Below are 25,248 nucleotides of genomic sequence, written 5' to 3' on the forward strand. Positions count from 1 at the left end.
ATGACCGACGAGCTGATCGTGCCCGACACCGATCCCAACCCGGACGACGAAATCCTGTTCGCCGACGAGGAGGATGGAGACCGGGAGGAGACTCCGCCCTGGCCGATCCTGGTGGTGGACGACGAGGACGACGTCCACGCCATGACCGCCCTCCTGCTGGACGACGTGGAGTTCCAGGGCCGCCGGCTGGAGCTGATCGGCTGCCGCTCCGCCGCCGAGGCGCGCGCCCTGCTGCGCCACCGGCGGGACATCGCCGTCATCCTGCTCGACGTGGTCATGGAGGAGGAGGACGCCGGCCTGACGCTGGTCCGCTGGGTCCGCGGCGCGCTGGGCAACCTCGACGTCCGCATCATCCTGCGCACCGGCCAGCCGGGGCAGGCGCCGCAGCGCGACGTGATCGTCGGCTGCGACATCAACGACTACAAGTCGAAGGCCGACCTGTCGGCGGAGGGTCTGTTCACCGCGGTGATCGCGGCGCTGCGCGCCTACGACCAGATCCGCTCCATCGAGACCAAGGTGGCCGAGCGCACGCAGGAGCTGCGGCAGAGCCGCGAGCAGATGCGCGCCATCCTGGAATCGAGCCCGGTCGGCGTCTGCGCCTACACCCATGACGGCGTGCTGGTGATGTGCAACGACCGGCTGGTCCATCTGCTGGGCGTGCCGAAGGAGCGGCTGGTCGGAGTCTCCATCGCCGACCTGTTCATCGAGCCGGACAACACCGAGGCGCACGAGACGCACTGGACCTTCTTCCGCCGCTCGCTGCGCGACGCCGAGGTGCGGGTGCGGCGGGCCGACGGCTCGACCTTCTGGGCGCTGGTGTCGGTGGACCCCACGCTGCTCGACGGCCGCCCGGTTCATCTCGCCTGGGTCTACGACATCACCCGGCGCAAGCTGGCCGAGCACCAGATGGAACGCGCCAAGGAGCAGGCGGAGCAGACGACCACCGCCAAGTCCGCCTTTCTCGCCACCATGAGCCACGAGATCCGCACCCCCATGAACGGCGTGCTGGGCATGCTGGAACTGCTGGAGCGCACGCCGCTGGACGGCGGGCAGCGCGACACCGTGGCGACCATGCGGGAATCGGCGACCTCGCTGCTGCGGATCATCGACGACATCCTCGACTTCTCGAAGGTCGAGGCCGGCAAGATGGACCTGGAGCAGGTGCCCGTCTCCATCCCCGCCCTGGTCGAAGGGGTGGCCGACACGCTGGCCCCGGCGGCGCGGGCCAAGGGGCTGACGCTGCTGACCTATGTGGACCCGGCGATCCCGCAGGCGCTGACCGGCGACCCGGTGCGGCTGCGCCAGATCCTGTTCAACCTGTGCGGCAACGCCATCAAGTTCACCGAGCGTGGGCGGATCGTCGTGCAGGCCACCCTGGTGGTCGGGGCGGACACAAACACTCGGACCGCCACCCGGCTGCGCATCGCGGTGACGGACACCGGCATCGGCATCTCCGAGACGGCGCGCCGCCAGCTCTTCCAGCCCTTCACCCAGGCGGAAAGCTCGACCGCCCGGCGCTTCGGCGGCACCGGGCTGGGCCTGTCGATCAGCCGGCGGCTGGTCGCGCTGATGGGCGGGACGATCGGGGTGGACAGCGCGCCGGGGGTGGGTTCGACCTTCTGGGTCGAGCTGACGCTGGACAGCGCGGCCGCCCCCGCCCCGGCCGAAGCCGCCGCGGCGCCGGCGTTCCCGGCGGCGGACCCGGACCTCGCCGGCCTGACCGTCCTGGTCGGCCTGCCGGAGACGGCGGAGCGCCGGATCGTCGCCGATTATCTGGAGGCCGCCGGGGCGCGGGTTCTGGCCGCCGGGGAACCGGACGCCCTGGCCGAGCTGGCCCGCACGGCCCGCGAAGCCAGCGGCGCGCTGAACGTCGTGGTGGTCGACGAGGCGCTGCACACCCCCGCCGCCGCCCAGGCGCCGCAGCTGCTGGGCCGCCGCGTCGGCGAAGCGCGGGTGCCGACGGTGCTGCTGCAGGACCCGGCGGGCATCGGCAGGCCGGTCGCCAGCGGGCCAGTCGCCGGCGGACCAATCGCCGACGGGTCGGTCGCGGTCAGCCGCCCGGTCCGCCGCGCCGCGCTGGTGCGCGCCGTCACGGTGGCCGCCGGGCGCGCCCTGGCGGACGCCGCACCCGGCGAAGGCCCGCCCACCGCCGCGCCCTGCGCCCCGGCCCCGCTGAGTCCGGAGCGGGCCATCGCCGAAGCGGAAGCCCGCGGGCGGCTGATCCTGGTGGCGGAGGACAACGCCATCAACCGCAAGGTCCTGCAGATGCAGCTCACCGCGCTGGGCCACACGGCGGAACTGACCACCGGCGGGGCGGAGGCCCTGGCCGCGCTGGAGCGGCGGCGCTACGCCCTGCTGCTGACCGACATCCAAATGCCGGAGGTGGATGGGTTCGAGCTGACCCGCCGCATCCGCGCGGCGGAGCGCGCCACCGGCGCCCATCTGCCGATCGTCGCCCTGACCGCCAACGCCGCCCCGGCGGACATCGAGAGCTACGCCGCCGCCGGCATGGACGAGGCGCTGAGCAAGCCGCTGGATCTGGTCAAGCTCGACGCCGTTCTGGCCCGGTTCCTGCCGCTCGCGGCCGCCGACGCGGCGGCACCGAGCCCGCCTCCTCAGCCGCCGCCGGAAACCCCGGCGATCGACCTCGACGTGCTGCGCCGGCTCTGCGGCGACGACCGGGCGCTGATGAACGAGCTGTTGAACGACTTCATCGGCATCGGCCGTCACATCGCCGACGAGGTCGCCGACGCCGTCATCGCGCGGAACGGAACGGCGATCCGCGCCGGCGCCCACAATCTGAAGGGTTGCGCCCGCAACGCCGGCGCGAAAGCGCTCGGCGACGCGGCGCAGGCGCTGGAGCAGGCGCTGATGCAGGACGCCCCCTGGGACCGGGTGGCCACGCTCGCCGTGGCGTTGGAACAGGCGATGGGGGAGGTCGAACGCGCCCTCGCCGCGGCACCGCCGCCCTGAGCACCCTCTTGAACGTCCTTTGTCCGTTCGAACCGGCGCCCGATTGGGGTATCGTCCCCGCGACCCGCCACGCCGCGAGACGCGCATGAACCGCCGCCAGTTCTCCAGCCTTCTGCTCTCCCTGCCGGTGCTTCCCTACGCGGCCCCGATCGCCGCGCAGGAGAAGGTCCCCGCGCTGGGGGAGGAACTGACGCCCTTCGGCGCGGTGCGCGGCGCCAGCCGGACGCGGGCCATTCCGGCCTGGAAGGGCGGCCTGACCCAAGCCCCCGACGGCTGGAAGCCGGGCGCCCCGTTGCCCGATCCCTACGACGAGGACGGGCGCTGGTTCACCGTGGGGCCGGCGGACATCGACCGCTACAAGGTCCGCCTGTCCGGCGGCCTGCAGGAGATGCTGACCAAATACCCGTCCTTCGAGATCCCGGTCTTCCCCAGCCGCCGCAGCGCCGCCGCCCCGCAGCGCGTCTACGAGGAGTCGATCGCGAACGCCAAGCGCGCCAAGCTGGGCGAAAACGGTCTGGCGCTGAGCGGGGCGCGGGTGGGGGTGCCCTTCCCCATTCCGGCCAACGGCGTGCAGGCGATGTGGAACCACATCCTGCGCTGGCGCGGGAATTTCTTCAGCCGGACCGGCGCCACCGTCCTGCCGGAGTCCGGCGGCATTTACACCGCGGCGGTCCACCGCGAGGACTGGCAGTCCAGCTACGCCGCCGGGATCGACGGCGGGCGGCCCTTCCACTACCGCCGCACCACCCTGATGCCCAAGGCGGAGGCCGGGACCACCCTGCTGCTGCACGGCACGCTGAACCCCATCCAGTCCGGCTTCGCCGCCTGGTTCCGCCAGGGCGAGGGCGGCAAGCCCGTCCGCGCGCCCGACTTCGTCTACGACACGCCGGACCCGGCCAGCGGCGGCATCCGCACCGCCGACATGCTGGACATGTTCAGCGGCCCGATCGACCGCTTCGACTTCACGCTGGTGACGCGGCGGGAGATGTATGTGCCCTACAACGCCAGCCGGATGAACACGCCCGGCCTGGCGCCGGTGGACTTCCTGTGGCTGGGCCACCCCAACCCGCAGTTCCTGCGCTACGAGATGCACCGTGTCTGGATCGTCGAGGCGCGGGTGAAGCCGAACTTCCGCCACGCCCTGCCGGAGCGCACCTATTATCTGGACGAGGACACCTGGCAGATCGTCATGGCCGACCATTACGACGCCAAGGGCGATCTGGTCCGCTACGCGGAGGCGCACGGCATCGCCTATCCGCAGGTGCCCGTCTTCGCCCCGGCGCTGGAGATCACCTATGACCTCACGGGTGACCGCTATGTGGTAAGCGGCCTCGACAACCAGCTCGCCCCGCCGGACTTCGCCAAGACCCTGCGGCCCGAGGACTTCGCCCCCGACACGCTGGAGCGCAAGCGGCGCCGCTGGTGAGCGCCGGCCGGAGCCGGCGTCAGTGGCGGACCGGTCCGGCCACCCACTGGCTGACGATGGTTTCCGCCTGGAAGGGCGGGGTTTCGGGATGGTGGTAGCGGAAGACGGTCACCGCCGCCTCCAGCGCGTAGCGCTCCGGCTGGCCGCAGCCGCACAGGCCGGCGTAGCAGCGCTGGACCGCGTCGCGGCAATCCAGGGTCACCGTCGGGTAGGGATCGATCGTCAGCCAGCGCATGCTCTTCATCGACGCTCCCCGCCTTCGCCAGAGTTGCCGCCCTGCGCATCCCCGCCGTCGAGCGGAACGCCGTAGATTTCCAGCCGGTGACCGACGATGCGGTAGCCCAGCTCCCGGGCGATGCGCTCCTTCAGCGCCTCCAGCTCCGGGCTGGCGAACTCGATGATCCGCCCGCTGCGCGTGTCGATCAGGTGGTGATGATGGTCGGTCGACGCCTCTTCGTAGCGGGCGCGGCCGTCGCCGAGGTCCACCTTCTCGATCACCTGCGCGTCCTCGAGAAGGCGCATGGTGCGGTAGACCGTGGCGATGGAGATGCGCGGGTCGATCAGCACGGCACGGCGGTGGACTTCCTCCACGTCGGGATGGTCCTCCGACTCCGACAGGACCTGCGAGATGACCCGGCGCTGGCCGGTCATCTTCAGTCCCTTTTCCAGGCACAAGGATTCGAGACGCGACGTCATTGCCCCACCGCCTTTGCCATCCGTTGCGGCGCCGTCTCCCGCGATCCGGGGCGCCATGCTGCAGCGCCAATCATAATACTGAAATTCATTCGCAATCCTATACCCCGTTTTTTTATCCGGGAATTCACGCGGCAAAATGCCTCACCCGCCGGGACGCCACACCCACGCCGTTCCCACCGTCACCCGGAATTGCCCGCCGTCCCAGGGACATTTCCGGTCCGAAACCGGGCCAAGGCCCTTGTTTGCTTGCCAAAAGCCGCCCCACCGCCTATGTGTGTCCGGTCGATTTTGCTTTGGGGCTGCCGGCTCCTCGTCGTCCCGGTACCGGCGCCGCTTGCGCCTTCCCACGGTGAATTGATGGCTCCGCGCACTCCCGCGGCGGAGCGCCCCAAGCCACGCCGCCCCCGGCCATGTCCGGGCACGGCCCAGGTGCAGCCTCTGTTCACGTGACCAGGACCCTCCCCGTATGACCGAATTCAGTGGCCTCGGCCTGATCGAGCCCCTTCTGCGCGCCGTCGCCGAAGAGGGTTACCAGACCGCCACGCCGATCCAGGCCGGCGCCATCCCCGTTCTTCTGGAGGGCCGCGACGTGCTCGGCCTCGCCCAGACCGGCACCGGCAAGACCGCCGCCTTCACCCTGCCGATCCTGCAGCGGCTGTTCCAGAACAAGAAGCGCGTGCAGGCCAAGGCGCCGCGCACGCTGATCCTGACGCCGACGCGCGAGCTGGCGCTGCAGATCGGCGAGAGCTTCCGCACCTACGGCCGGCACCTGCCGATCCGCCGCACGGTGATCCACGGCGGCGTCGGGCAGAGCCCGCAGGTCGCCGCCCTGGCCCGCGGCACCGACGTGCTGGTGGCGACGCCGGGCCGCCTGCTCGACCTGATGGCCCAGAAGCAGTGCGTGCTCGACCAGATCGAGATCTTCGTCCTGGACGAGGCCGACCGCATGCTCGACATGGGCTTCATCCGCGACGTGCGGAAGGTGGTCGCGGTCCTGCCGAAGCAGCGCCAGACCCTGCTGTTCTCCGCCACCATGCCGGAAGCCGTGGTCGAGCTGGCGCACAGCATCCTGACCGACGCCGAGCGGATCGAGGTGGCGCCGCAGTCCACCACGGTGGAGCGCATCGCCCAGCGCGTGCTGTTCGTCGAGCGCGCCGACAAGCGCCGCCTGCTCGCCGACCTCCTCCAGGAGGGCGCCATGGAGCGGACGATCGTCTTCGCCCGCACCAAACACGGCGCCGACCGCATCGCCGACCATCTGAAGAAGGCCGGCGTCCCGGCCGACGCGATCCACGGCGACAAGTCGCAGTCGGCCCGCGTGCGCGCGCTGGAATCCTTCCGCAGCGGCGACCTCAAGGCGCTGGTGGCGACCGACATCGCGGCGCGCGGCATCGACATCGACGGCATCACGCACGTCATCAATTTCGACCTGCCGAACGAGCCGGAAAGCTACGTCCACCGCATCGGCCGCACCGCCCGCGCCGGCACCGACGGCAGCGCGGTGTCCTTCTGCGACGCGGAGGAGGTGGCCTATCTGAAGGCCATCGAGAAGACCATCCGCCAGCCGGTCCCGGCGGACCACGACCACCCCTACCACGCGTCGGTGGTGGCGGCGATCCACGCCTCCTCCGCCAAGCCGCCGAAGCCGGCGCCCAAGCAGCCCCGTCCGGGCCGCGGCCAGCCCCAGCAGCAGCAGCCGGGCGGCGGCAAGCCGCAGGGCCAGCGGGCTCAGGCGCCGAAGGCCCAGGGTGCGAAGCCGTCGGCGCCGCAGGGCGCGCGGGTTGCCGGCGCCACCGGCGACCAGCCGCTGAAGGCCAAGGCCTCGGCCAACCAGCAGAACCGCCACAACCGCCGCCCCGCCCCGCACGGCGGCCCGTCCGGCGGCAACAAGCGGTCCGCGGCCTGAAGTCTGTTGGGTGCGCGGCGGGATTACCGCCCGTGGCGCACCGCCCGGTTTGCGGCCCGGTTCGCCGGGGCCTGCTCATCGATCAGCGCGCCACGGGTCGGCGCGGCACCGCTGTCGCCGTAGCGCTGGACCTGGACGCCTCCGCCAAGCTGTTTGGCGATGGCGGAGGCGATCGCGTCGCGTCGCTGCGCCTCGGACAGAGACGCGGTCTGCCGCTCCAGCGCGGTCCAGTCGAGCCGCGCGGCAAGCCCGTTGCTCATTTGCGTCTGGCCGTCCCGCCAGACCGCGGCGACGACTTGGCCGCCCTGCCGGAACAGGGCGTGGGCCTGCACGGCACGGCTGCGCGCCGTGACCGCCGGGTCCACGGCGTTCGGGTCCGCCGCGATTCTCATCTGCTGCTGAAAAGCGGAATCGCCGACCCCGACGCGTGCCATCATCTCCGAACTGGCCTTGGTCGCCGCGGAGAAGCGGGTGACCATGCCACCGTTCAGCGCGTACACGCCGGATGATCCAATTCCCGCCGCGGTGACGGGCAGGCTGCTCATGGGACACCTCACGGTTGACCGGCACAATTGCTTCGGCAATTTCCCATTAGCAGCTTCCATGCCATCCCGATGACGCGCAAACACGGGCTTTTGCCGATGTGGAGGGGAAAATCGGACCGTGGGCCTGGGCCGGATCTTCCCCTCCGGGGTGAAGGAAATGCCGATGGCGTCGAAGCATTGCCGCCGGTGTCACCGCGCGAAAATCTGCCCCATGTCCTGGAAGCTCTTGAACTCCAGGGCGTTCCCGCTCGGGTCGAGGAAGAACATGGTGGCCTGCTCGCCGACCTGCCCCTTGAAGCGGATCTGCGGCTCGATGAGGAATCGCACGCCTTCGGCCTTCAACCTGTCGGCCAGCGCGTGCCAGTCGTCCCAGTCCAGGATCACGCCGAAATGGCTGGCCGGCACGTCCTCGCCATCGACCGGGTTGGTGGCCCGGGTCCCGGCATCCTCGGTCACGTGGGCCACCACCTGATGGCCGTAGAGGTCGAAGTCGATCCAGCGGTCGGATTCCCGCCCCACCCCGCAGCCCAGCAGGCCGGCGTAGAAGGCGCGCGCCTCCTCCTTGTCGCGGACGGGAAAGGCAAGGTGGAAGGGCGGAACGGGTTTGCGGTCGGTTGCGCTCATGCTCACGGGAGCCGAAGCCCCCCTCCCTGCTGGTGATTGCCCAAGCAGTCTACTCGGGCAATCACCGGCTGTCCCGGGATCGAACAGGTGAGTCAGGCGATCCCTTCGGCCGCCAGCGCCGCAGCCACCGCCGGGCGCGCGGCGACGCGGGCCATGTAGGCGGTGATGTTCGGGCAGCCGTCCAGCGGCAGGCCGACCCGCGGCGCCCAGCGCAGCACCGTAAAGCAATAGGCGTCGGCCAGCGTGAAGCGGTCGCCCGTCAGGTAGTCCTTGCCGGCCAGCCCGGCCTCCACCACCGCGAACTTGGCGGCCAGCGTCTGCTTGGCGATCTCCTTGAAGGCGTCCGGCGTGGTCGCGCGGAACAGCGGGCTGAAAGTCTTGTGCAGTTCCGTGCCGATGAAGTTCAGCCATTCCAGCACGCGGTAGCGCTCCATCGTCCCGACGGCCGGCAGCAGGCCGCTCTCCGGCACGCGGTCGGCGATGCACTGAACGATCGCCGCGCCCTCGGTCAGGACGGCGCCGTCGTCGAAGGCCAGCGTCGGCACTTGGCCCTTCGGGTTGACGGCCAGGAAATCGCTGCCGTCCTCCAGTTTCTTGGCGACGAGGTCGACGGCCGCGACGTCGAAGGCCAAGCCGCTTTCGCGCAGGACGATGTGCGGCGACAGCGAGCAGGCGCCCGGCTTCAGGTAGAGCTTCATGGCGTTTCTTATCCTTGTTTCCGGCGGGACATGACGGATCGACAGTGGAGCATGGGCGGCAGCGAATGCAACCGGCCCGTTCAATCCGGCAGCCGCCGCCCGCTCTCCGCGTCGAACAGGTGCAGGGCGTCGGGCGGAGCACCGACGCGCAAGGTCTCGCCCTCGCGGCAGGACGGCAGGCCGGCGACCCGGACCACCAGCGCCTCGCCGTCCGGCAGGCGGCCGTAGACCACCGTGTCGGCGCCCAGGGCCTCCACCAGTTCCACCGTGACGATCAGCGGCCCGTCGCCGGGCGTGCCCGAATGCTCTGGGGCGAGGTGCTCCGGCCGCACGCCCAGCTTGACCGGCCGCCCGGCCATGTCGGGCCGCGGGCGCGGCAGGAGGAAGGCGGTGCCGCCGGGCAGCGCCACCGCCTGCCCCGCACCGTCGAAGCGCGCGTCCAGAATGTTCATCGGCGGCGACCCGATGAAGCCGGCCACGAACAGGCTGGCCGGGCGCTGGTAGACCTCCAGCGGCGTGCCGACCTGCTCCGCCACCCCGTGGTTCATCACCAGGATGCGGTCGGCGAGCGTCATCGCCTCCACCTGGTCGTGCGTCACGTAGAGGCTGGTGATGCCCAGCCGGTCCTGAAGCCGCTTGATCTCGACGCGCATCTGGGTGCGCAGCTTGGCGTCCAGGTTGGACAGCGGCTCGTCGAACAGGAAGGCGGCGGGCTCGCGCACGATGGCGCGGCCCATGGCGACGCGCTGCCGCTGCCCGCCCGACAGCTGGCTGGGCCGGCGGTCGAGGAAGCGGCCAAGCTCCAGGATTTCCGCGGCCTTGGCGACGCGCGCCTGGATCTCCGCCTTGGGCAGGCCGCGGATCTTCAGCCCGTAGGCCATGTTGTCGAACACGCTCATGTGCGGGTAGAGCGCGTAGTTCTGGAACACCATGGCGATGTCGCGGTCCTTGGGCTCCAGCCCGTTGACCACCCGCCCGCCGATGGCGATCTGGCCGCCGGTGATGCTCTCCAGCCCGGCGACCATGCGCAGCAGCGTGGATTTACCGCAGCCCGAGGGGCCGAGCAGCACGAGGAACTCCCCATCCGCGACGCTGATGTCGATGCCCTTGATGGCCTCGACGGAGCCGTAGGACTTGCGGACCTGATTCAGATCGACCGTTGCCATTTCTTATTTCTCGCTGTCCACAAGGCCTTTGACGAACCAGCGCTGCATCAGCACGACCACCGCCACCGGCGGCAGCATGGCCAGCACCGTCGTCGCCATGATGAGGTTCCAGTCGGTCGCGGCCTCGCCGTTGCCGATCATCTTGGTGATGCCGATGACCACCGTCTCCATCTCCGCGCTGTTGGTGATCAGCAGCGGCCACAGATACTGGTTCCAGCCGTAGATGAAGAGGATGACGAACAGCGCCGCGATGTTGGTGCGCGACAGGGGCAGCACCACGTCCAGGAAGAAGCGCAGCGCCCCCGCCCCGTCGATCTTGGCGGCCTCCACCAGCTCGTCCGGGATGGTCAGGAAGAACTGCCGGAACAGCAGCGTCGCCGTGGCCGAGGCGATCAGCGGGATGGTCAGCCCGGCGTAGCTGTCGATCAGGCCGAGGTTGGCCACCACCTCGTAGGTCGGGATGATGCGCACCTCCACCGGCAGCATCAGCGTGATGAAGATCATCCAGAAGAAGACCATGCGCAGCGGGAAGCGGAAGAAGGCCACCGCGTAGGCCGAGATGATCGAGATGGCGATCTTGCCCAGCGCGATGACCAGCGCCATGATCAGGCTGTTCCACATCATGATGCGCACGGGCGTGTGCATGACGCGGTTGCCCTGCGATTCGCTCCAGGCCGAGGCGTAGTTGTTCAGCATGTCCCCGCCGGGCGTCAGCGGCAGGTTGCCGCGCCCGATGGTGGCGGCGTCCCAGGTCGAGCCGATGATCGTCACGTAGATCGGGAAGGCGAAGATCAGGACGCCCAGCATCAGGATCAGGTGCGGGACCATGTCCATCAGGCGCCCGCCGGAGCGCGGGGTGTCGCGGTCGCGGGTCATGAGTAATGCACCTTGCGCTCGACGAAGCGGAACTGGATGGCGGTCAGCGCGATGACGATGACCATCAGGATCACCGACTGCGCCGAGGAGCCGCCGAGGTCGTGGTTGACCACGCCGTCCTGGTAGACGCGGAAGATCAGCGTCTCGGTCGCCTTGCCCGGCCCGCCATGGGTCAGGGCGTGGATCGTGCCGAAGGTCTCGAAGAAGGCGTAGACGACATCGACCACCAGCAGGAAGAAGGTCGTCGGCGACAGCAGCGGGAAGGTGATCGTCCAGAAGCGGCGCAGTGCCCCGGCCCCGTCGATGCTCGCCGCCTCAAGGACGGAGCGCGGGATCGCCTGGAGACCGGCCAGGAAGAAGATGAAGTTGTAGGAGACCTGCTTCCAGCTCGCCGCCAGGATGACCATGGTCATCGCCTGCCCGTCGTTCAGCCGGTAGTCCCAGGCGTAGCCGAGATTGTTCAGCGCGCGGCCCAGGATGCCGATGTCCGGGTTGAAGATGAACATCCACAGCACCGCCGCCACCGCGGGCGCCAGCGCGTAGGGCCAGATCAGCAGCGTCTTGTAGGCGGACGCCGCCCGGATCTTCGAATCGGCCAGCACCGCCAGCCCCAGCGCGGAGCCCAGCGACAGCACGGTCACCGACACGCTGAAGACGATGGTGGTCTTCACCGTCTCCAGATAGTTCGGGTCGCTCAGCACCGCCTCGAAATTCTCCAGCCCGACGAACTGGCTGCGCAGCCCGAAGGCGTCCTGGAGATGCACGGACTGCCACAGCGCCTGCGCCGCCGGCCAGATGAAGAAGATCAGCGTCACCGCCACCTGCGGCGCCAGCAGCAGGTAGGGCAGCGCCTTGTTGTCGAAAATCACGCGACGTTGCATGGAATCCTTCGGTTGTCTCCGGTTCTTTCAGCCCTCTCCCGCCCCGGGAGAGGGAAGGGACCCGCGCCGCAGGCGTGGGAAGGGTGAGGGTGCTGCCAAGGACACCGCCTTGATCTTCGTACGACCCTCACCCGCCCGCTTCGCGGGCACCCTCTCCCGGGGCGGGAGAGGGGACAAGCCGCGGAACCTTGCTCAGTTCTTGTTGGCGCGCTCGAAGTTGCGCAGGACCGTGTCGCCGCGCTTCACCGCGTTGTCCAGCGCCTGCTGGGCGGTCTGCTGGCCCTGGAACGCCTTCTCCATCTCCTCCTGGATGATGTTGCGGATTTCCGGCAGGTTGCCCAGCCGCAGCCCCATGGTGTTCTCCGTGGTGGCGGTGCGGGTCAGCTGCTCCGCCGGCACCTCAGCGCCGGGGTTCTTGTCGTAGAAGCCTTCCTTCTTCGCCAGCTCGAAGCCCTGGAGCGTCACCGGGACGTAGCCGGTGTCCATGTGCCACTTGGCGTCCACCTCCGGACGGGCGAGGTAGCTGAAGAAGGCGGCGACGGCCTTGTACTCGTCGGCGGTGCGCTTGGGCGAGGTCATCACCCAGAAGGCGGCGCCGCCGATGATCGAGTTCTTCGGCGAGGAGATGGCGTCCGGCCAGTAGGGCAGCGGCGCGGCGCCCCAGTTGAACTTGGCCTCCTTGACGATGCGTCCGCGCAGGCCCGACGAGGCCTGGATCATCGCGCATTCACCCGACGGGAACAGCGAGTCGGCGGCGTTGTCGCGGCCGCCGTAGCGCAGCGCGCCTTCCTTCTGCAGGTCGATCAGCGTCTGGAGATGCTTCACGAAGAACGGGTCGTTGATCTTCAGCGTGGCGTTCAGCCCGCCGAAGCCGTTGGCCTCCGACGCGAAGGGCTTGTCGTGCAGCGCGCCGACCTGCTCGAACTGGGTCCAGGTCGGCCAGGAGAAGGTCATCGGGCAGGTCACGCCGGCCGCCTTCAGCTTGCGCGCCGCGTCGGCCACCTCCGGCCAGGTCGCCGGCGGCTTGTTGGGGTCGAGCCCGGCCTTCTGGAAGGCGTCCTTGTTGTAGAAGGTGATGGTGGTGGAGCTGTTGAACGGCAGGGCCATCATCTTGCCGTCCTTGGAGCTGTAATAGCCCCGGACCGCCGGGATGTAGGCCGCGGCGTCGAGGCCCGACCCCGTCTCGCTCATCAGCTGGTGCACCGGCTTGATGGCCGGGCCGGCGGACAGCATGGTGGCGGTGCCGACCTCGAACATCTGCACGACGTGCGGGGCGTTGCCGGCGCGGAACGCGGCGATGGCCGCCTGCATCGTCTCCGGATAGCTGCCCTTGAAGGTCGGGTTGACCTGGACCTTGTCCTGGCTGTCGTTGAAGCCCTTCACCACCTGCTCGAGCTGGCCGCCGAGCGGCTGGGGCAGACCGTGCCAGAATTCGACGACGGTCTTCTGCTGGGCGTGGGCGGCGCCGGTGAAACCGGCGGCGAGCGCGAAGGCGGCCGTCGAGACGGCAAGCTTGCGGCGGGTCAGCATGGTGGTCTCTCCCTGGAACCAATCGATTGCGTGATGTGCTGACATGCAGGGCGCGGGTTGCGGTCCCGCGACGGTCTTGTGAAGATTTGGTGACGTGTCCGGAACACGCGCGCAGGGGCGCGCCGCACCCGCTCCTCGCGGTTGCAACGTCGGTCCTGCGTAAGGCATGGAACGGGACTTAAGTCGGTGGCGGATGTTGCGCCGGCATCGATGGTTTTCCTCCCCGCATGTGTGTTTCTTTTTTGCAAGCCTTAAGGATAGAGGGGGAGGCTGTCAATCAGCCGTACGTATCAGTACGGACTATCACCCTTACGTCATCTCTCGGGGTGCCATGTTTGGGCGAGCGCCCACAACGCGGCGTCGTCGCGGCACAGCGACCCGGCCAGTTGCGACAGGCTGTCCCCCATCAGGCCGGAGGAACGCAGCAGGCAGTAGGACCGGCTCGGTGCCGACAGATAGTGCGACGCCGTCGGGGCCGCGACCGGCGGCGCGGGATACAGCGCGGCAGGGGGTGGGCAGTAGTAGGGCTGCGCACCGGGGTTGTAGCCGGGCACCAGCCGGTCCAGGCCGGGCCGCGGCCCGAAGACGCAGCCACGCTGATCCCACTCCAGGCTCGTCGTCTGCGCGGCGGCGGGCAGGACGGCGAAGGCGGCCATCGTCATCCCCGCCAGACAGCCGGCCAGCCGGCACCCTGCTTCGCGATGCATGCTCCCCTCCGATCCCGGGCCGCGCCCATGGGGCACCCAGACCATGACGTCGGGGCCGACGGGCCGTGAACAGCCCCGGCCTTCGGAGGAAGTATGCGCGCTCCATGGACGTCCGGTGCGGCGCCGATGGACGGGTCGGCAAGCGCAAGCGAGGACGGCGCTCTCTGTTCGTTCGGTGTGAGGGAGGAAACGTGCTCCCCGCCCCGTCACGCCGCGCTGCTGCTCTCGACCGGCCGTTCCGCGGCGCTCGCCGCCGCCAAGGGGACGTCCACCGCGAAGACGGAGCCCTTGCCGGGCACCGAGCGCAGCGAAACCGTCAAGCCCAGCAGCGTCGCAAGGCGCCGCACAATGGCGAGGCCGAGCCCCAGCCCGTGCCGGCGGTCGCGGTTCGGGTTGCCGAGCTGGCGGAAGTCGTCGAAGATCGCCGACTGGTCGGCGGGGGCGATGCCGAGGCCGGTGTCCCACACCTCGATGCGCAGCGCAGCACCGCGCCGCCGCGCCGCCAGAAGCACGCCGCCCGACTCGGTGAAGCGCAGGGCGTTGGACAGGATCGGGCGCAGAAGCTGCTCCAGCAGCACCGGATCGGTGCTCACCTCCGCGTCCGCGGGGCGGACGTTGAAGCGCAGGGCCTTGGCGTCGGCCTCCGGCGCGAACTCGTTGAGCAGGCGGCCCAGCGTCTCGTCGATGGGGAAGGTCTGCTCCTGCATCCGGACCAGCCCGGCCTCCAGCTTCGACACGTCGAGCAGCGCGCGCAGCAGCCCTTCGGCCGCCTCGATCGACATCTCCAGCTTCTCGCCGAGATCGCGCGCGCCGGGATCGGTCAGGCGCCCCATCAGCAGATGGTGGAAGAGATGCATGGCCTGGAAGGGCTGGCGCAGGTCGTGGCTGGCGGCGGACAGGAAACGACCGATGGCGGTGCGCCCCGTCTCGGCCTCCTGGCGGACCCGCTCGGTCTCGGCCTTCGCCCGCTCCGCCTCGGCGCGGGCGGCGGCCAGGGCGGCGGCGTTGGTGTCGGCGATGGCGGCGACCGCGGTGATCGCCCCGTCCGCGTCGCGCACCGGGCTCAGCACCATCTCCCCCCGGGGCAGCAGGCCGAAGGCGGACACCGGCGCCCCGGTGAGGACGGCGCGCCGGACCTGCGCCTCGACCTGGGCGACGATGGCCGCGGGAACATCCAGATCGGCTAAGCCCTTGCCCTCCACCTCCTCCGGCAGGCAGCCGAAGGCCGCCGCAAAGGCTTGGTTGACGACGAGAAGCCGCGCGTCCAGCCCAAGAAGAGCGTGAGCGGCGCCATTGGCGGAGACCAGAGCCTCAAGCCAGATCGCACGATCCGTCATATGACTTTCGGTTGAGTTCTTCTGGGTATACTCGGCCACAACTTCACCGCAAAAACTGAGATCAGAACACATTTATCCGGCCATTTGGGCCTCGAAGTCAAATATCACATGCAAATCTCACTTGGGACAAATTCCGTTTGAATGCGAAAGAGCACGCCCCCATTGGCCCCGGCGGGCCACGCGGGCTATAAGACAGGTATGTTCTTCCGCCGCAAATCCCAGCCCTCCAAACCCCCGTCCCCCCGCCCCAAGGCGCCGCGCGCCCTGGCGGTCGCCGGGCTGCCCGTGCCGCTGGAGTTGCGGGAAAGCGCCCGCGCCCGCCGCATGACCCTGCGGGTGGACGCCGGGCGCGGCTTGATCCAGGTGGTGATCCCGGTGGGCGTTCCAGAAGCGGAGGCGCTGCGCTTCGTCGGGCGGCACGACGGCTGGGTGCGGGCGCGGCTGGCCGCCCTGCCGCCGGAGCTTCCCTTCGCCGACGGGGCGGTGGTGCCCTATCTCGGAATCGACCACCTCATCCGCCACAGCCCGGACCTGCGCGGGGCGACCCGGCGGGAGGACGGCGCGATCCTGGTCGGCGGCCGGGCGGAGCATGTCGCCCGCCGGGTGCGCGACTTCCTGATGGCGGAGGCGCGGCGCGAGCTGGCCGAGCGGTCGCGCGCCAAGGCCGCGCTGATCGGCGCGCGGGTCGCCGCCGTCACCGTGCGCGACACCAAGAGCCGCTGGGGAAGCTGCTCGGCCACCGGGCGGCTCTCCTTCTCCTGGCGGCTGATCCTGACGCCGGAGTCCGTGCTGGATTACGTGGTGGGGCACGAGGTGGCGCATCTGCGCGAGATGAACCACTCCCAGCGATTCTGGACGCTGTGCGCGCAGCTGACCGGCGACGTGCGCACGCCGCGCCTCTGGCTGAAGGCCAACGGCGCGCGGCTGCTGCGCTACGGCGAGGGAAGCGGCGAGGACGCGGAAATGGTTTCACCTGCAAATGACGGTCATGCCGAAACGCCGTGACGGGGTCGCGCCAAGCCTCTGCTAGAGTGCGCCTCCCCCATTGTTCCCGGCCCGACCCTCTCCATGCCCCGTCCCGATTCCCTGACCGTCCGCGTGCTGCTGACGGCGCTCGTCGCCTTCGGCCCGCTGTCCACCGACCTCTACCTGCCCTCCCTGCCCACGCTGGTCACCGTGTTCAACACGGACATCGCCACGGTGCAGCTCACCCTGTCGGTCTTCCTCGCCGGCTTCGCGGTGTCGCAGCTCGTCTACGGGCCGGTGTCCGACCGCTTCGGGCGGCGGCCCGCCCTGCTCGGCGGCATCCTCATCTATCTGGTGGCGAGTGCGGCCTGCGCGCTGACCGACGACATCGAGACGCTGATCGTCGCGCGCTTCTTCCAGGCGCTGGGCGCCTGCTGCGGCCCGGTGGTGGCGCGGGCGGTGGTGCGCGACGTCTTCGGACGCGACCGGGCGGCGACCGTGCTGGCCTACATGGCGATGGCCATGACGCTGGCCCCCGCCGTCGGCCCGATTCTGGGCGGCGTCCTGACGGAGTGGTTCGGCTGGCGGAGCAACTTCCTGCTGCTGACCGGCTTCGCCGCGCTGATCCTGGTGGCCACCTGGACCCTGATGGGCGAGACCAACGCCAACCGCGACGAGACGGCGCTGCAGCCCGGCCGGCTGCTCGCCAACTACGCGCTGCTGCTGCGCGACCGCGGCTTCGTCGGGCAGATGCTGACCGTGGCCTTCGCCTACAGCGGCATCTTCGCCTTCATTTCCGGGTCCAGCTTCGTGCTGATCGGGCGGCTGCACCTGACGCCCGCCCAGTACGGGGCGAGCTTCGGGGCGGTGGTGCTGGGCTACGCGGTGGGCTCCTTCCTGGCCGGGCGGCTGAGCGCGCGGCTGGGCGGTCCGCGGATGATCCGCACCGGCACGGCGGTCTCGCTGGCCGGCGGGCTGCTCGGGGTGGGGCTGGCGCTGGGCGGGGTGCTGCATCTGGCGGCGGTGGTGGCGCCGGTCTTCCTCTTCATGCTGGGCGCCGGGCTGACCCTGCCCAACGCCATGGCCGGGGCGGTCGGCCCCTACCCGATGATGGCCGGGCTGGCCTCCTCGCTGGTCGGCTTCGTGCAGATGACCGTGGCGGCGCTGATCGGCGTCGTGCTCGGCCACACCCACGCCGACAGCCAGCTTCCCATGATGGCGGCCATCGGGCTGGTTGCGCTGGGCGCCGCGCTGGCCCACCGGCTTCTCGTCAGTCCTCGCGCTTGACCGAGTCCGGAATCCAGCGCAGGGCGTAGGAGAAGACGATGGTGACGCCGAGGCAGAGGGCCAGCGCCATCCCCGCCAGCACGTAGAAGCCGGCCCCGCAGGCGATGCCCAGCGCGCCGGCCATCCAGATCAGCGCCGCGGTGGTCGCCCCGCGCACCGTGGTCCCGGCGCGGAACATCACCCCGGCGCTGATGAAGCCGATGGCCTGGGCGATGCCCTGGATGACGCGGGTGGGATCCATGTCGCCCCCGCCGGTCCCCTTCCCGGCCATGCCCCAGTAAAGCTCCAGCGCAACCAGGGTGGTCACCGCCGCGCTGATGGCCACCAACGTGTGGGTGCGCAGCCCCGCCGCCTTGCCCCGGATCTCGCGGTCGAGTCCCAGCGCCGCCCCGCAAACCGCCGCCGCGGCCAGCCGGGCCGCCATGTCCCAGACCGGAATGGCCGTACTCAAGTCCATGTTATTCCTCCCTATTTTTACCTTTGCGTAACGCTTGCTACTTTTTTGCGCCCGGTCGCATTTTTCACTTTAAAAGGCGGCCGGTTCGATCTATGTAACCGCAACTCGCAAGCGCACGTGCCGCTGGCCCGCCCCTCGTCCTTTTCGAGATGTGGTTATGCAACGACGTAACGCGTGATCCCCGACCGTCCCTTAAGCAAGGCGGCGTCTTGGAGGTTACGATGGTTCATGTTGTTGTGGGTGGGCGCCGGCTCACCCGTCTCCGACTCTTTCCGGTTCTGTCCCGTTCAGCTCTTCCCCGCAAGGCGACACGGCAGTCCAGTATGGGCGGCCTGAGCGCCTGACCGTCTTTTCTTTTTGACCGGTCAGCAGCGCGCGGCCGCTCCGCCCCTGCTTTTTCACAATTCGTCCGACACCTTCATCTTGCGTCCGGGAGACTGAGATGACCGATAAGATTGCGCGCTTTTTCGAAGAGCAGCGTCCGCAGACCCCGTGCCTCGTCGTCGATCTGGACGTCGTGGAAGCGAACTACCACGACCTGGAGGAAGCTCTCCCGGACGCCCGGATCTTCTACGCCGTGAAGGCCAATCCGGCGCCGGAGATCCTCGGCCTGCTGACCCGTCTGGGCTCGGCCTTCGACACCGCCAGCGTCCCGGAAATCCAGATGGTTCTGGCCGCCGGCTGCGCGCCGGAGCGCATCTCCTACGGCAACACCATCAAGAAGGAAGCGGACATCCGCCGCGCCTTCGAGCTGGGCGTGCGCCTGTTCGCCTTCGACAGCGAGGCGGAGCTGGAGAAGATCGCCCGCGCCGCCCCCGGCGCCCGCGTCTTCTGCCGCATCCTGACCTCCGGCGAGGGCGCCGAGTGGCCGCTGTCGCGCAAGTTCGGCTGCGACCTCGCCATGGCGCGCGAGCTGCTGCTGAAGGCCAAGGGCATGAACGTCGTTCCCTACGGCGTGTCCTTCCACGTCGGCTCGCAGCAGAAGGACCTGATGCAGTGGGACCACGCCATCTTCCAGGTGGCGCAGCTGTTCCGCGAGCTTGAGGTGCTGGGCGTCGACCTCGGCATGATCAACCTGGGCGGCGGCTTCCCGACCCGCTACCGCACCGACGTGCCGGAGACCACCGCCTACGGCCAAGCCATCTTCGAGTCCCTGCGCACCCACTTCGGCAACCGCCTGCCGGAAGCCATCGTGGAGCCGGGCCGCAGCATGGTCGGCAACGCCGGCATCATCGAGAGCGAGGTCGTCCTCGTCTCCCGCAAGTCGGCCAATGACGTGAAGCGCTGGGTCTATCTGGACATCGGCAAGTTCAGCGGTCTCGCCGAGACGATGGACGAGGCGATCCAGTACCCGATCCAGGTGATGGGGGACGACGGGGAAGGCGACACCGAGGCGGTCGTGCTGGCCGGCCCGACCTGCGACAGCGCCGACGTGCTCTACGAGCGCGCCGAGTACAAGCTGCCGATGGACCTGAAGGCCGGCGACCGCGTGCGCATCCACGCCACGGGCGCCTACACGACGACCTACTCGGCGGTCTGCTTCAACGGCTTCGCCCCGCTCCAGCAGATCTGCATCTGATCGGGCGGCGTTTCGGCCAAGAAAAAGGCCACTCTTCCTGCGGGAGGAGTGGCCTTTTCTTTTAACCGCTTGTGGAACCCCCGAGACCCGAACGCGAAAAGGGCCGCTCCCTTAGACAGGGGCGGCCCTTTTCCTTGCGGTCTCCCGCAGCCGTAACGGCGGCATCAAGCCTTCCAGAACGGCTTGCTGATCTCACCTTCGACGTCGATCTGGGAGATGCCGATGTCGTGCAGCATCCGGTCGTCCAGCCGAGCCAGTTCGCGGCGGGTGATGGTGCGCTGCCGCCACAGGGCGAACGTGTCCAGAACGCTGTCCAGCACATACGCCACCGGAGCAGGGCGCAGGGTACGGCCGGCGGGGGCCGTGCGCAGAGCGATTGCCATGGTGGTCATCCTATCTTTGAAGGTCCCGAGGGGGCCTGCCGGAAGTGGCCGCCGCGCCCTCGCTTTGTGAGAAAGAATATTGCTCATCCCGCGCAAACCCGCCACCGCCATGTGGGTATGCGAGCCGTGAGCTTTCTCGATAGCTGTCGTAGGAATATCACCGATGCAAGAATAATGGACGAATGCACAGCTTTTGGGCGTCACAAATTGTGCAGTTCACCAACAAACCGGGTTTGAAACGGAGCGCTGGACAGGCGCCGCGGGGCGTCCTACCTCTGATCCGACCGTCGTCCGACACCGAGTTCTTCCCATGATCGACACCATCGCCTTCGACGGCGACGACACGCTGTGGCACAACGAGTCCCTGTTCTCGATGACGCAGGACCGCTTCCGCGCGCTGCTCGCCAACCACCTGGCCGATCCCGCGGACATCGACCGGCGCCTGCTGCAGGCCGAGCGCGAGAACCTCCGCGTCTACGGCTACGGCATCAAGGGCTTCGTCCTGTCGATGATCGAGACGGCGGTGGACCTGACCGACGGGCGCATCGGCGGGCGGGACATCCAGAGCCTCGTCGAGTTCGGCAAGGCGATGCTGGAACACCCGGTCGACCTGCTCGACGGGGTGCAGGAGGTGGTGGAGGGGCTGTCCGGGCGCTACCGTCTTCTGCTCGTCACCAAGGGCGACCTGTTCGACCAGGAAAGCAAGATCGCCCGCTCCGGCCTCGCTGGAAAGTTTGACGCCGTCGAGATCGTCAGCGAGAAGGACCCGGCCACCTACCGCCGCTTGCTCGACCGCCACGGGGTGGACCCGGCGCGCTTCGTCATGGTGGGCAATTCCGTGCGGTCGGACATCCTGCCGGTGCTGGCCGTCGGCGGCCACGCCGTCCATGTGCCCTACCACGTCACCTGGGCGCACGAGGTGGCCGAGCCGCCCACCGAGAACTACCGCCGCATCGACAGCCTGCATGGCCTGCCGCCGCTGCTCGCCGCCTGGTGAAAAGAACCTGGTGAAAGGGAGACCGTGATGAGCTTCGCCCTGCTGACCGACCCCGCCCGCCCCGCCGTGGAGCCCGAGACCGGCGGCCCGGCGCCCGACCGCGTCCTGTCCGGCGCGCCGGTCTTCACCACCTGGAACGAGTACGAGTCGGCGGACGGCAAACGCTTCGCCGGGGTCTGGCGCTCCACCCCCGGCTCCTGGCGGATCGTCTACGACGAGTGGGAGCATTGCGAGATCCTGGAGGGCACCAGCACCATCAGCCACGCCGACGGGCGCCGCTGGACCGTCGGCCCGGGGGACCGCTTCACGCTGGAACCCGGCTTCGAGGGCGTGTGGGAGGTTCTGGAGACCACGACGAAACGCTACGTGGTCATCCTGCCCTGAGGAGATCACGCCATCCTTAGCCCTCTCCCCTCCGGGGAGAGGGTGGCCCGGAGGGCCGGTGAGGGGGATGCGCTTTTGCCGGACGCACTGCCGCGCTCACCCCCCTCACCCTAACCCTCTCCCCGGAGGGGAGAGGGAACACCAAGCGCTTCAGCCGCGCACCCCGAACAGGTGGACGACGCCCAGGTCGGCGCGGTTCAGAACGACGACCGCTTTGCGCCCGATCTCCACGGCCAGAACGGCCAGCGCCAGGATCGACACCACCAGGACGATCCGCGCGACGTCGCGCGCCCAGGCGCGGCGCTTGCGCCGCCGGGCCGCCAGATGCGCGGCCAGCTTTTGCCGCAACGCGCTGCCGCGCCGCCCATAGCCGCGCGTCCATCCACCCCATCCCCGCTCCACGGGCGGCGGCTCATCGGGCGGATCGTTCGGCGTGGGCGTGGTGGGTACGGGCAGTCCGGCGCCGTTCGCAGGCGGCGAACCGGTGTTGGGCGCGGCGGTTTGGCTGGCGGTCGCGCCGGGCGGGTCGGTCGCGGTCACGGCGGTCATCCTGCGGCGGAGGAACGGTCGATGAGCCGTTATCTACGCCCTTTTCATGAAAGCGCAACACGCCGCGCCCCGGCGCCCGGAAAGGCCACACGGAAACCAGCGGGACCGCGACCGAATGCCGCACCCCGCCTTCCGTCTCCTCAGCGCCGGCCGCGCGGATCGCGGCTCAGGCCCTTGGCTTCCAGCTCCGCCAGATACTCCGCCCACAGGCGATCCTGGTCCTCGCCCAGCTCGTACAGCAGCTTCCAGGAGTAGATGCCGCTGTCGTGCAGGTCGTCGAAGACGATCCGCAGGGCGTAATGGCCGATGGCCTCCAGGCTCATGATGCCGACGTGGCGGCGGGCCGAGACGGTCTGCTTCTGGCCGGGACCGTGGCCCTGCACCTCGGCGCTGGGGCTGTGGACGCGCAGGAACTCCGCCGGGTAGGAGAAGGTTTGGCCGTTGTCGAAATCGACCTCCAGCCGCTTCTCCTCCTTCTTCAGCCGGACTTCCACCGGCCAGTGCTTGGTGCCGAAGGCGTCCGACGCGAATTGCTCGTCGGACATCAGGCGGCTCCCGGCTTCCCGTCGAGGCTGCGGGCCTCGTCGATCAGCATGATCGGAATGCCGTCGCGGATCGGATAGGCCAGCCCGGCGCGGTCGCTGATCAGCTCGGCGCGCTCGGCGTCGTAGCGCAGCGGCCCCTTGGTCAGCGGGCAGACGAGGATCTCCAGAAGCTTCGGATCGACGCGCGCCTGCGTCTTGCCGTCGGCGGGCGTGTCGTCGTGGGGGTGGGCGCTCATGGATCGGGCCTCGCAGTCGGAAAGTGCAGTGTCGGTCGAAGGAACGGTCAGTGACGCAGCGCGTTGCCGCCGTCGCCCTCATGGCCGTCGAGAATGGCCATCTCGACCAGGGCGATCAAGAGCTTCGCGCGCTCCGGCAGGTCCGGCGTCTCCAGAAGGGCCTGCTTTTCGCTGGGCGAGAAGGGGCAGATCATCGCCAGCGAGGTGACCAGCCGCTCGTCCGGCGTGCCGTCGATGGCCTTCCAGTCCACCGACAGTCCCTGCATCTTGAAATAGCCCTTCAGCCCAGCCAGCAGACGCGCGCGGTCGAGCCCGCAACCGTCGGCCCCGCCGCGCTCCAGCGGGTCGATCAGGTCGCCCGAGAAGCGGTCCCAGTCCGCGGCGACCCGGCGGTAGCCGCGCTGGCCCTCCAGCTCCCGCATGATGGCGAAGCGGCTGACCCCGGTCAGGGTGATCAGGTAGCGGCCATCCTCGGTCTCGGCGAAGCTGGTGATGCGTCCGGCGCAGCCGGTGCCGTAGACCGCCGGCTCGCGCAGGCGGCAGGCCGGATCGGTCGGCTGGACCATGCCGATCATGCGGTCGCCGGCCAGCGCGTCCTCGACCATCGCGAGGTAGCGCGGCTCGAAGATGTTCAACGGCAGACGCCCGCGCGGCAGCAGCAGGACCCCCGCGAGCGGGAAGATCGGGAGCTGCCGCGGGAAGCGGTCCGGTGACGGGTCGATGGGGTTCCGGCTCATGCGACGAATATAGAACCCCCGAACACGGCGAACAGAGCGACCGCGAACGAAGCGGCCTCCAACGAAACGGACTCGAACGAAACAGACTCGCGGCCCGGAGTCGCCCCCGGGCCGCGGGCCTCCGTGATCAGCGGAACAGGATCGAGGACAGGCGGCGGCGGCTCTGCACCGTCAGCGGGTCGGTCGGGCCGAAGGCCTCGAAGAACTTGACGAGCTGCTTGCGGGCGGCCTCGTCGTTCCAGGCGCGGTCACGGCGCACCAGCTCCAGAAGCTCGTCCACCGCGGCTTCGCGCCGGCCGGCGGCGAACAGGGCGAGCGCGAGGTCGAAGCGGGCCTCGTGGTCGTCCTCGTTGCGGGCGACCTTTTCCGTCAGCTCCGGGATCGGGCCGGCGTTGGCGGCCTGCTCGGCGACCTCCAGCGCGCTGCGCACCGCGGCGATCTCCTTGTCCTTGGCGATCTGCTCGGGCACCTTGTCGAGCATCTGCTTGGCGCGGGCCAGCTCGTCGTTGACGATCAGGCAGCGGACCAGCCCGGCGTAGGCCACGGCGTTCAGGTTCTCCGGATCGGCCTGCAGGATCTCGCCGTAGATCTCCGACGCGGTCTGGGTATCGCCGGCCTCCAGCGCCTCCTTGGCCTGGGCCAGCGCCTCCTCCAGGATGTCGCCCTCGCCGCCGCCCGCAGCACCGGCCAGCTTCAGCAGCTTCTCCACGAAGGCCTTCACCTGCGACTCCGGCAGGGCGCCCATGAAGCCGTCGACCGGACGCCCCTGGAAGAAGGCGTAGACCGCCGGGATCGACTGCACGCGCAGCTGCGAGGCGATCATCGGGTCCTTGTCGGTGTCGATCTTGACCAGCCGCACCTTGCCCTTCGCGGCCAGCACCGTCTTTTCCAGGATCGGGCCGAGCTGCTTGCACGGGCCGCACCAGGGCGCCCAGAAATCGACGATCACCGGCACGGACTGCGACGCCTCGATGACGTCGGCCATGAAGGCGCGGTCGCTGCTGTCCTTGATCAGGTCACCGGCGGCGGCGGGAGCGGCGCCGGCGGCGACGGGCTTGTTGGCGGGCGGAATGGAGAACATGGCGGTCACGTATCCCTTTGCGATCTCGCGTGATAGATGAGCGCACGGGGCGCGTTAAGCAAGCGTCGGCTGAGAGTCCGGCGGCTCCTCGCCGAAGGGCACGATCAGCGGCTCGTGCCCGCCGGCCCGCAGGAAGCGCAGCAGGTCCGCGGCGGCGATGGCGGTGGTGCGGTCGTTCAGCAGCGGGTGGTAGTTCAGCGGGTCGTGGGCCAGCATCTGCTCCTGCAGCACCACCCTCACCCGCCGCTCGCGGTCGTTGACCACGGAGAAGGGTGTGACCGAACCCGGCCGCACGCCGAGATGCCGCCACAGCCGGTCGGCCGAGGCGAAGGACAGCCGCGCCGACCCGATCACCTTGTCGAAGCGGTTCAGCTCGACCCGCGCGTCCTCCAGAGCGACGACCAGCCAGTGCTGCTCCTTCTTGTCCTTCAGGAACAGATTCTTGCAGTGGCCGCCGGGCAGCGCTCCGCGCAGCGCCTTGCTTTCCTCCACCGTGTGCAGCGGCGGATGGCGGTGGGTCACGGTGCGGATGCCAAGCGCCGCGAGATGCTCCAGGAGCTGCTCCGGGCTCGTCGGCAGCGGCTCCTCGGCCCTGCCCTCGGGGGTGTCGCGGGTGTCCATGGAGTCATCTTTAGCGACGCCGGAAACATTCGTCCGGGAAAATCTGTTTGGGCGCCCGAGA

At 69.4% G+C, this 25,248-nt stretch carries 27 protein-coding genes; 8 read left to right on the forward strand and 19 right to left on the reverse strand.

The annotated features are described in order from the left end of the window. Positions 1 to 2,973 carry a hybrid sensor histidine kinase/response regulator gene (locus tag FBZ83_RS10625; RefSeq protein WP_145682405.1) on the forward strand — a complete coding sequence of 991 codons (2,973 nt, stop codon included), beginning with the start codon at positions 1 to 3 and terminating at the stop codon, positions 2,971 to 2,973. Between the two features lie 85 nt (positions 2,974 to 3,058). Beyond that, on the forward strand, positions 3,059 to 4,399 hold the full coding sequence (locus FBZ83_RS10630; protein ID WP_145682406.1) for a DUF1329 domain-containing protein: 1,341 nt from the start codon (positions 3,059 to 3,061) through the stop codon (positions 4,397 to 4,399). Positions 4,400 to 4,418: 19 nt separating this feature from the next. On the opposite strand, the gene FBZ83_RS10635 is transcribed toward FBZ83_RS10630, so the two are convergent. After that, positions 4,419 to 4,643, reverse strand: a complete 225-nt coding sequence (locus tag FBZ83_RS10635) for a hypothetical protein (RefSeq protein ID WP_145682407.1) — start codon at positions 4,641 to 4,643, stop codon at positions 4,419 to 4,421. After that, on the reverse strand, positions 4,640 to 5,095 hold the full coding sequence (locus FBZ83_RS10640) for a Fur family transcriptional regulator (protein ID WP_145682408.1): 456 nt from the start codon (positions 5,093 to 5,095) through the stop codon (positions 4,640 to 4,642). Before FBZ83_RS10640 ends, FBZ83_RS10635 begins: the two co-directional genes overlap by 4 nt. 466 nt (positions 5,096 to 5,561) lie before the next feature. Between FBZ83_RS10640 and FBZ83_RS10645 the strand changes: the two genes are divergently transcribed. Beyond that, positions 5,562 to 7,001, forward strand: coding sequence for a DEAD/DEAH box helicase (locus tag FBZ83_RS10645; protein WP_145682409.1), 1,440 nt, complete (start codon positions 5,562 to 5,564; stop codon positions 6,999 to 7,001). A gap of 23 nt (positions 7,002 to 7,024) precedes the next feature. On the opposite strand, the gene FBZ83_RS10650 is transcribed toward FBZ83_RS10645, so the two are convergent. The 9 genes from FBZ83_RS10650 to FBZ83_RS10690 form a co-directional block, all read right to left on the reverse strand. Further along, the gene (locus FBZ83_RS10650; RefSeq protein ID WP_145682410.1) at positions 7,025 to 7,546 is read right to left on the reverse strand and encodes a hypothetical protein; all 522 of its coding nucleotides are present in this window, start codon (positions 7,544 to 7,546) and stop codon (positions 7,025 to 7,027) included. Between the two features lie 189 nt (positions 7,547 to 7,735). Next, a complete protein-coding gene (locus tag FBZ83_RS10655) occupies positions 7,736 to 8,170 on the reverse strand; it encodes a VOC family protein (RefSeq protein ID WP_145682411.1) in 435 nt (144 codons plus the stop codon). Between the two features lie 92 nt (positions 8,171 to 8,262). Beyond that, complete coding sequence (gstA, locus tag FBZ83_RS10660) at positions 8,263 to 8,868, reverse strand: glutathione transferase GstA (protein ID WP_145682412.1); 606 nt, start codon at positions 8,866 to 8,868, stop codon at positions 8,263 to 8,265. Between the two features lie 80 nt (positions 8,869 to 8,948). After that, the gene (locus tag FBZ83_RS10665; RefSeq protein ID WP_145682413.1) at positions 8,949 to 10,034 is read right to left on the reverse strand and encodes a sn-glycerol-3-phosphate import ATP-binding protein UgpC; all 1,086 of its coding nucleotides are present in this window, start codon (positions 10,032 to 10,034) and stop codon (positions 8,949 to 8,951) included. 3 nt (positions 10,035 to 10,037) lie between these two features. Then, the gene (gene ugpE / locus FBZ83_RS10670) at positions 10,038 to 10,910 is read right to left on the reverse strand and encodes a sn-glycerol-3-phosphate ABC transporter permease UgpE (protein ID WP_145682414.1); all 873 of its coding nucleotides are present in this window, start codon (positions 10,908 to 10,910) and stop codon (positions 10,038 to 10,040) included. Further along, positions 10,907 to 11,791, reverse strand: a complete 885-nt coding sequence (gene ugpA, locus FBZ83_RS10675) for a sn-glycerol-3-phosphate ABC transporter permease UgpA (RefSeq protein WP_145677226.1) — start codon at positions 11,789 to 11,791, stop codon at positions 10,907 to 10,909. Before ugpA ends, ugpE begins: the two co-directional genes overlap by 4 nt. A gap of 192 nt (positions 11,792 to 11,983) precedes the next feature. Then, entirely contained in the window at positions 11,984 to 13,321 is a 1,338-nt protein-coding gene (gene ugpB / locus FBZ83_RS10680) for a sn-glycerol-3-phosphate ABC transporter substrate-binding protein UgpB (protein WP_145682415.1), read from the reverse strand. A gap of 314 nt (positions 13,322 to 13,635) precedes the next feature. After that, a complete protein-coding gene (locus FBZ83_RS10685; RefSeq protein ID WP_145682416.1) occupies positions 13,636 to 14,028 on the reverse strand; it encodes a hypothetical protein in 393 nt (130 codons plus the stop codon). 206 nt (positions 14,029 to 14,234) lie between these two features. Continuing rightward, on the reverse strand, positions 14,235 to 15,365 hold the full coding sequence (locus FBZ83_RS10690; RefSeq protein ID WP_145682417.1) for a PAS domain-containing sensor histidine kinase: 1,131 nt from the start codon (positions 15,363 to 15,365) through the stop codon (positions 14,235 to 14,237). 198 nt (positions 15,366 to 15,563) lie between these two features. Between FBZ83_RS10690 and FBZ83_RS10695 the strand changes: the two genes are divergently transcribed. Continuing rightward, a complete protein-coding gene (locus FBZ83_RS10695) occupies positions 15,564 to 16,370 on the forward strand; it encodes a M48 family metallopeptidase (protein ID WP_145682418.1) in 807 nt (268 codons plus the stop codon). Positions 16,371 to 16,433: 63 nt separating this feature from the next. Further along, complete coding sequence (locus FBZ83_RS10700) at positions 16,434 to 17,618, forward strand: multidrug effflux MFS transporter (RefSeq protein ID WP_145682419.1); 1,185 nt, start codon at positions 16,434 to 16,436, stop codon at positions 17,616 to 17,618. Here the strand turns inward: FBZ83_RS10700 and FBZ83_RS10705 are convergent. Further along, positions 17,602 to 18,075: an MgtC/SapB family protein gene (locus FBZ83_RS10705; protein WP_145682420.1), complete on the reverse strand. Its 474-nt coding sequence runs from the start codon at positions 18,073 to 18,075 to the stop codon at positions 17,602 to 17,604. The two genes, FBZ83_RS10700 and FBZ83_RS10705, sit on opposite strands and share 17 nt — an antisense overlap. A 442-nt stretch (positions 18,076 to 18,517) precedes the next feature. On the opposite strand from FBZ83_RS10705, the gene FBZ83_RS10710 reads away from it, so the two are divergent. Then, positions 18,518 to 19,654, forward strand: a complete 1,137-nt coding sequence (locus tag FBZ83_RS10710; protein WP_145682421.1) for a type III PLP-dependent enzyme — start codon at positions 18,518 to 18,520, stop codon at positions 19,652 to 19,654. 164 nt (positions 19,655 to 19,818) lie between these two features. On the opposite strand, the gene FBZ83_RS10715 is transcribed toward FBZ83_RS10710, so the two are convergent. After that, positions 19,819 to 20,037: a DUF1127 domain-containing protein gene (locus tag FBZ83_RS10715; RefSeq protein WP_014238561.1), complete on the reverse strand. Its 219-nt coding sequence runs from the start codon at positions 20,035 to 20,037 to the stop codon at positions 19,819 to 19,821. A 310-nt stretch (positions 20,038 to 20,347) separates the two neighbouring features. Here FBZ83_RS10715 and FBZ83_RS10720 point away from each other — a divergent pair, with 310 nt between their 5' ends. Together FBZ83_RS10720 and FBZ83_RS10725 are read left to right on the forward strand one after the other, a co-directional pair. Beyond that, the gene (locus tag FBZ83_RS10720; protein WP_145682422.1) at positions 20,348 to 21,034 is read left to right on the forward strand and encodes an HAD family hydrolase; all 687 of its coding nucleotides are present in this window, start codon (positions 20,348 to 20,350) and stop codon (positions 21,032 to 21,034) included. Positions 21,035 to 21,061: 27 nt separating this feature from the next. After that, a complete protein-coding gene (locus FBZ83_RS10725; RefSeq protein WP_145682423.1) occupies positions 21,062 to 21,418 on the forward strand; it encodes a cupin domain-containing protein in 357 nt (118 codons plus the stop codon). 150 nt (positions 21,419 to 21,568) lie between these two features. On the opposite strand, the gene FBZ83_RS10730 is transcribed toward FBZ83_RS10725, so the two are convergent. The 6 genes from FBZ83_RS10730 to FBZ83_RS10755 all read right to left on the reverse strand — a co-directional run bounded on the left by FBZ83_RS10730 (position 21,569) and on the right by FBZ83_RS10755 (position 25,187). Next, on the reverse strand, positions 21,569 to 21,958 hold the full coding sequence (locus tag FBZ83_RS10730) for a hypothetical protein (RefSeq protein WP_145682424.1): 390 nt from the start codon (positions 21,956 to 21,958) through the stop codon (positions 21,569 to 21,571). A 149-nt stretch (positions 21,959 to 22,107) separates the two neighbouring features. Beyond that, on the reverse strand, positions 22,108 to 22,512 hold the full coding sequence (locus FBZ83_RS10735; RefSeq protein ID WP_038529747.1) for a gamma-butyrobetaine hydroxylase-like domain-containing protein: 405 nt from the start codon (positions 22,510 to 22,512) through the stop codon (positions 22,108 to 22,110). Beyond that, the gene (locus FBZ83_RS10740) at positions 22,512 to 22,748 is read right to left on the reverse strand and encodes a Trm112 family protein (RefSeq protein ID WP_014238566.1); all 237 of its coding nucleotides are present in this window, start codon (positions 22,746 to 22,748) and stop codon (positions 22,512 to 22,514) included. The genes FBZ83_RS10735 and FBZ83_RS10740 overlap by 1 nt, the downstream gene beginning before the upstream one ends. Before the next feature lie 47 nt (positions 22,749 to 22,795). Further along, entirely contained in the window at positions 22,796 to 23,485 is a 690-nt protein-coding gene (locus FBZ83_RS10745; RefSeq protein WP_137103979.1) for an LON peptidase substrate-binding domain-containing protein, read from the reverse strand. A gap of 127 nt (positions 23,486 to 23,612) precedes the next feature. Beyond that, entirely contained in the window at positions 23,613 to 24,566 is a 954-nt protein-coding gene (locus FBZ83_RS10750; protein WP_145682425.1) for a thioredoxin family protein, read from the reverse strand. A gap of 54 nt (positions 24,567 to 24,620) precedes the next feature. Beyond that, positions 24,621 to 25,187 (reverse strand): prolyl-tRNA synthetase associated domain-containing protein, encoded by a 567-nt coding sequence (locus tag FBZ83_RS10755; RefSeq protein ID WP_038529754.1) that lies wholly within the window; start codon positions 25,185 to 25,187, stop codon positions 24,621 to 24,623. Between the last annotated feature and the right edge of the window lie 61 nt (positions 25,188 to 25,248).

This window comes from Azospirillum brasilense, from assembly GCF_007827815.1.
GTDB lineage: Bacteria > Pseudomonadota > Alphaproteobacteria > Azospirillales > Azospirillaceae > Azospirillum > Azospirillum brasilense_C.

Bases quoted from the DNA above. Each gene is read 5' to 3' on its own strand.
- FBZ83_RS10685 (WP_145682416.1), bottom strand. From the start codon at position 14,028: ATGCATCGCGAAGCAGGGTGCCGGCTGGCCGGCTGTCTGGCGGGGATG.
- FBZ83_RS10650 (WP_145682410.1), bottom strand. From the start codon at position 7,546: ATGAGCAGCCTGCCCGTCACCGCGGCGGGAATTGGATCATCCGGCGTG.
- FBZ83_RS10720 (WP_145682422.1), top strand. From the start codon at position 20,348: ATGATCGACACCATCGCCTTCGACGGCGACGACACGCTGTGGCACAAC.
- FBZ83_RS10755 (WP_038529754.1), bottom strand. From the start codon at position 25,187: ATGGACACCCGCGACACCCCCGAGGGCAGGGCCGAGGAGCCGCTGCCG.
- ugpE (WP_145682414.1), bottom strand. From the start codon at position 10,910: ATGACCCGCGACCGCGACACCCCGCGCTCCGGCGGGCGCCTGATGGAC.
- ugpA (WP_145677226.1), bottom strand. From the start codon at position 11,791: ATGCAACGTCGCGTGATTTTCGACAACAAGGCGCTGCCCTACCTGCTG.
- FBZ83_RS10665 (WP_145682413.1), bottom strand. From the start codon at position 10,034: ATGGCAACGGTCGATCTGAATCAGGTCCGCAAGTCCTACGGCTCCGTC.
- FBZ83_RS10700 (WP_145682419.1), top strand. From the start codon at position 16,434: ATGCCCCGTCCCGATTCCCTGACCGTCCGCGTGCTGCTGACGGCGCTC.
- FBZ83_RS10750 (WP_145682425.1), bottom strand. From the start codon at position 24,566: ATGTTCTCCATTCCGCCCGCCAACAAGCCCGTCGCCGCCGGCGCCGCT.
- ugpB (WP_145682415.1), bottom strand. From the start codon at position 13,321: ATGCTGACCCGCCGCAAGCTTGCCGTCTCGACGGCCGCCTTCGCGCTC.
- FBZ83_RS10735 (WP_038529747.1), bottom strand. From the start codon at position 22,512: ATGTCCGACGAGCAATTCGCGTCGGACGCCTTCGGCACCAAGCACTGG.
- FBZ83_RS10725 (WP_145682423.1), top strand. From the start codon at position 21,062: ATGAGCTTCGCCCTGCTGACCGACCCCGCCCGCCCCGCCGTGGAGCCC.
- FBZ83_RS10645 (WP_145682409.1), top strand. From the start codon at position 5,562: ATGACCGAATTCAGTGGCCTCGGCCTGATCGAGCCCCTTCTGCGCGCC.
- FBZ83_RS10655 (WP_145682411.1), bottom strand. From the start codon at position 8,170: ATGAGCGCAACCGACCGCAAACCCGTTCCGCCCTTCCACCTTGCCTTT.
- FBZ83_RS10710 (WP_145682421.1), top strand. From the start codon at position 18,518: ATGACCGATAAGATTGCGCGCTTTTTCGAAGAGCAGCGTCCGCAGACC.
- FBZ83_RS10640 (WP_145682408.1), bottom strand. From the start codon at position 5,095: ATGACGTCGCGTCTCGAATCCTTGTGCCTGGAAAAGGGACTGAAGATG.
- FBZ83_RS10695 (WP_145682418.1), top strand. From the start codon at position 15,564: ATGTTCTTCCGCCGCAAATCCCAGCCCTCCAAACCCCCGTCCCCCCGC.
- FBZ83_RS10635 (WP_145682407.1), bottom strand. From the start codon at position 4,643: ATGAAGAGCATGCGCTGGCTGACGATCGATCCCTACCCGACGGTGACC.
- FBZ83_RS10740 (WP_014238566.1), bottom strand. From the start codon at position 22,748: ATGAGCGCCCACCCCCACGACGACACGCCCGCCGACGGCAAGACGCAG.
- FBZ83_RS10745 (WP_137103979.1), bottom strand. From the start codon at position 23,485: ATGAGCCGGAACCCCATCGACCCGTCACCGGACCGCTTCCCGCGGCAG.
- FBZ83_RS10690 (WP_145682417.1), bottom strand. From the start codon at position 15,365: ATGACGGATCGTGCGATCTGGCTTGAGGCTCTGGTCTCCGCCAATGGC.
- FBZ83_RS10625 (WP_145682405.1), top strand. From the start codon at position 1: ATGACCGACGAGCTGATCGTGCCCGACACCGATCCCAACCCGGACGAC.
- FBZ83_RS10715 (WP_014238561.1), bottom strand. From the start codon at position 20,037: ATGGCAATCGCTCTGCGCACGGCCCCCGCCGGCCGTACCCTGCGCCCT.
- gstA (WP_145682412.1), bottom strand. From the start codon at position 8,868: ATGAAGCTCTACCTGAAGCCGGGCGCCTGCTCGCTGTCGCCGCACATC.
- FBZ83_RS10630 (WP_145682406.1), top strand. From the start codon at position 3,059: ATGAACCGCCGCCAGTTCTCCAGCCTTCTGCTCTCCCTGCCGGTGCTT.
- FBZ83_RS10705 (WP_145682420.1), bottom strand. From the start codon at position 18,075: ATGGACTTGAGTACGGCCATTCCGGTCTGGGACATGGCGGCCCGGCTG.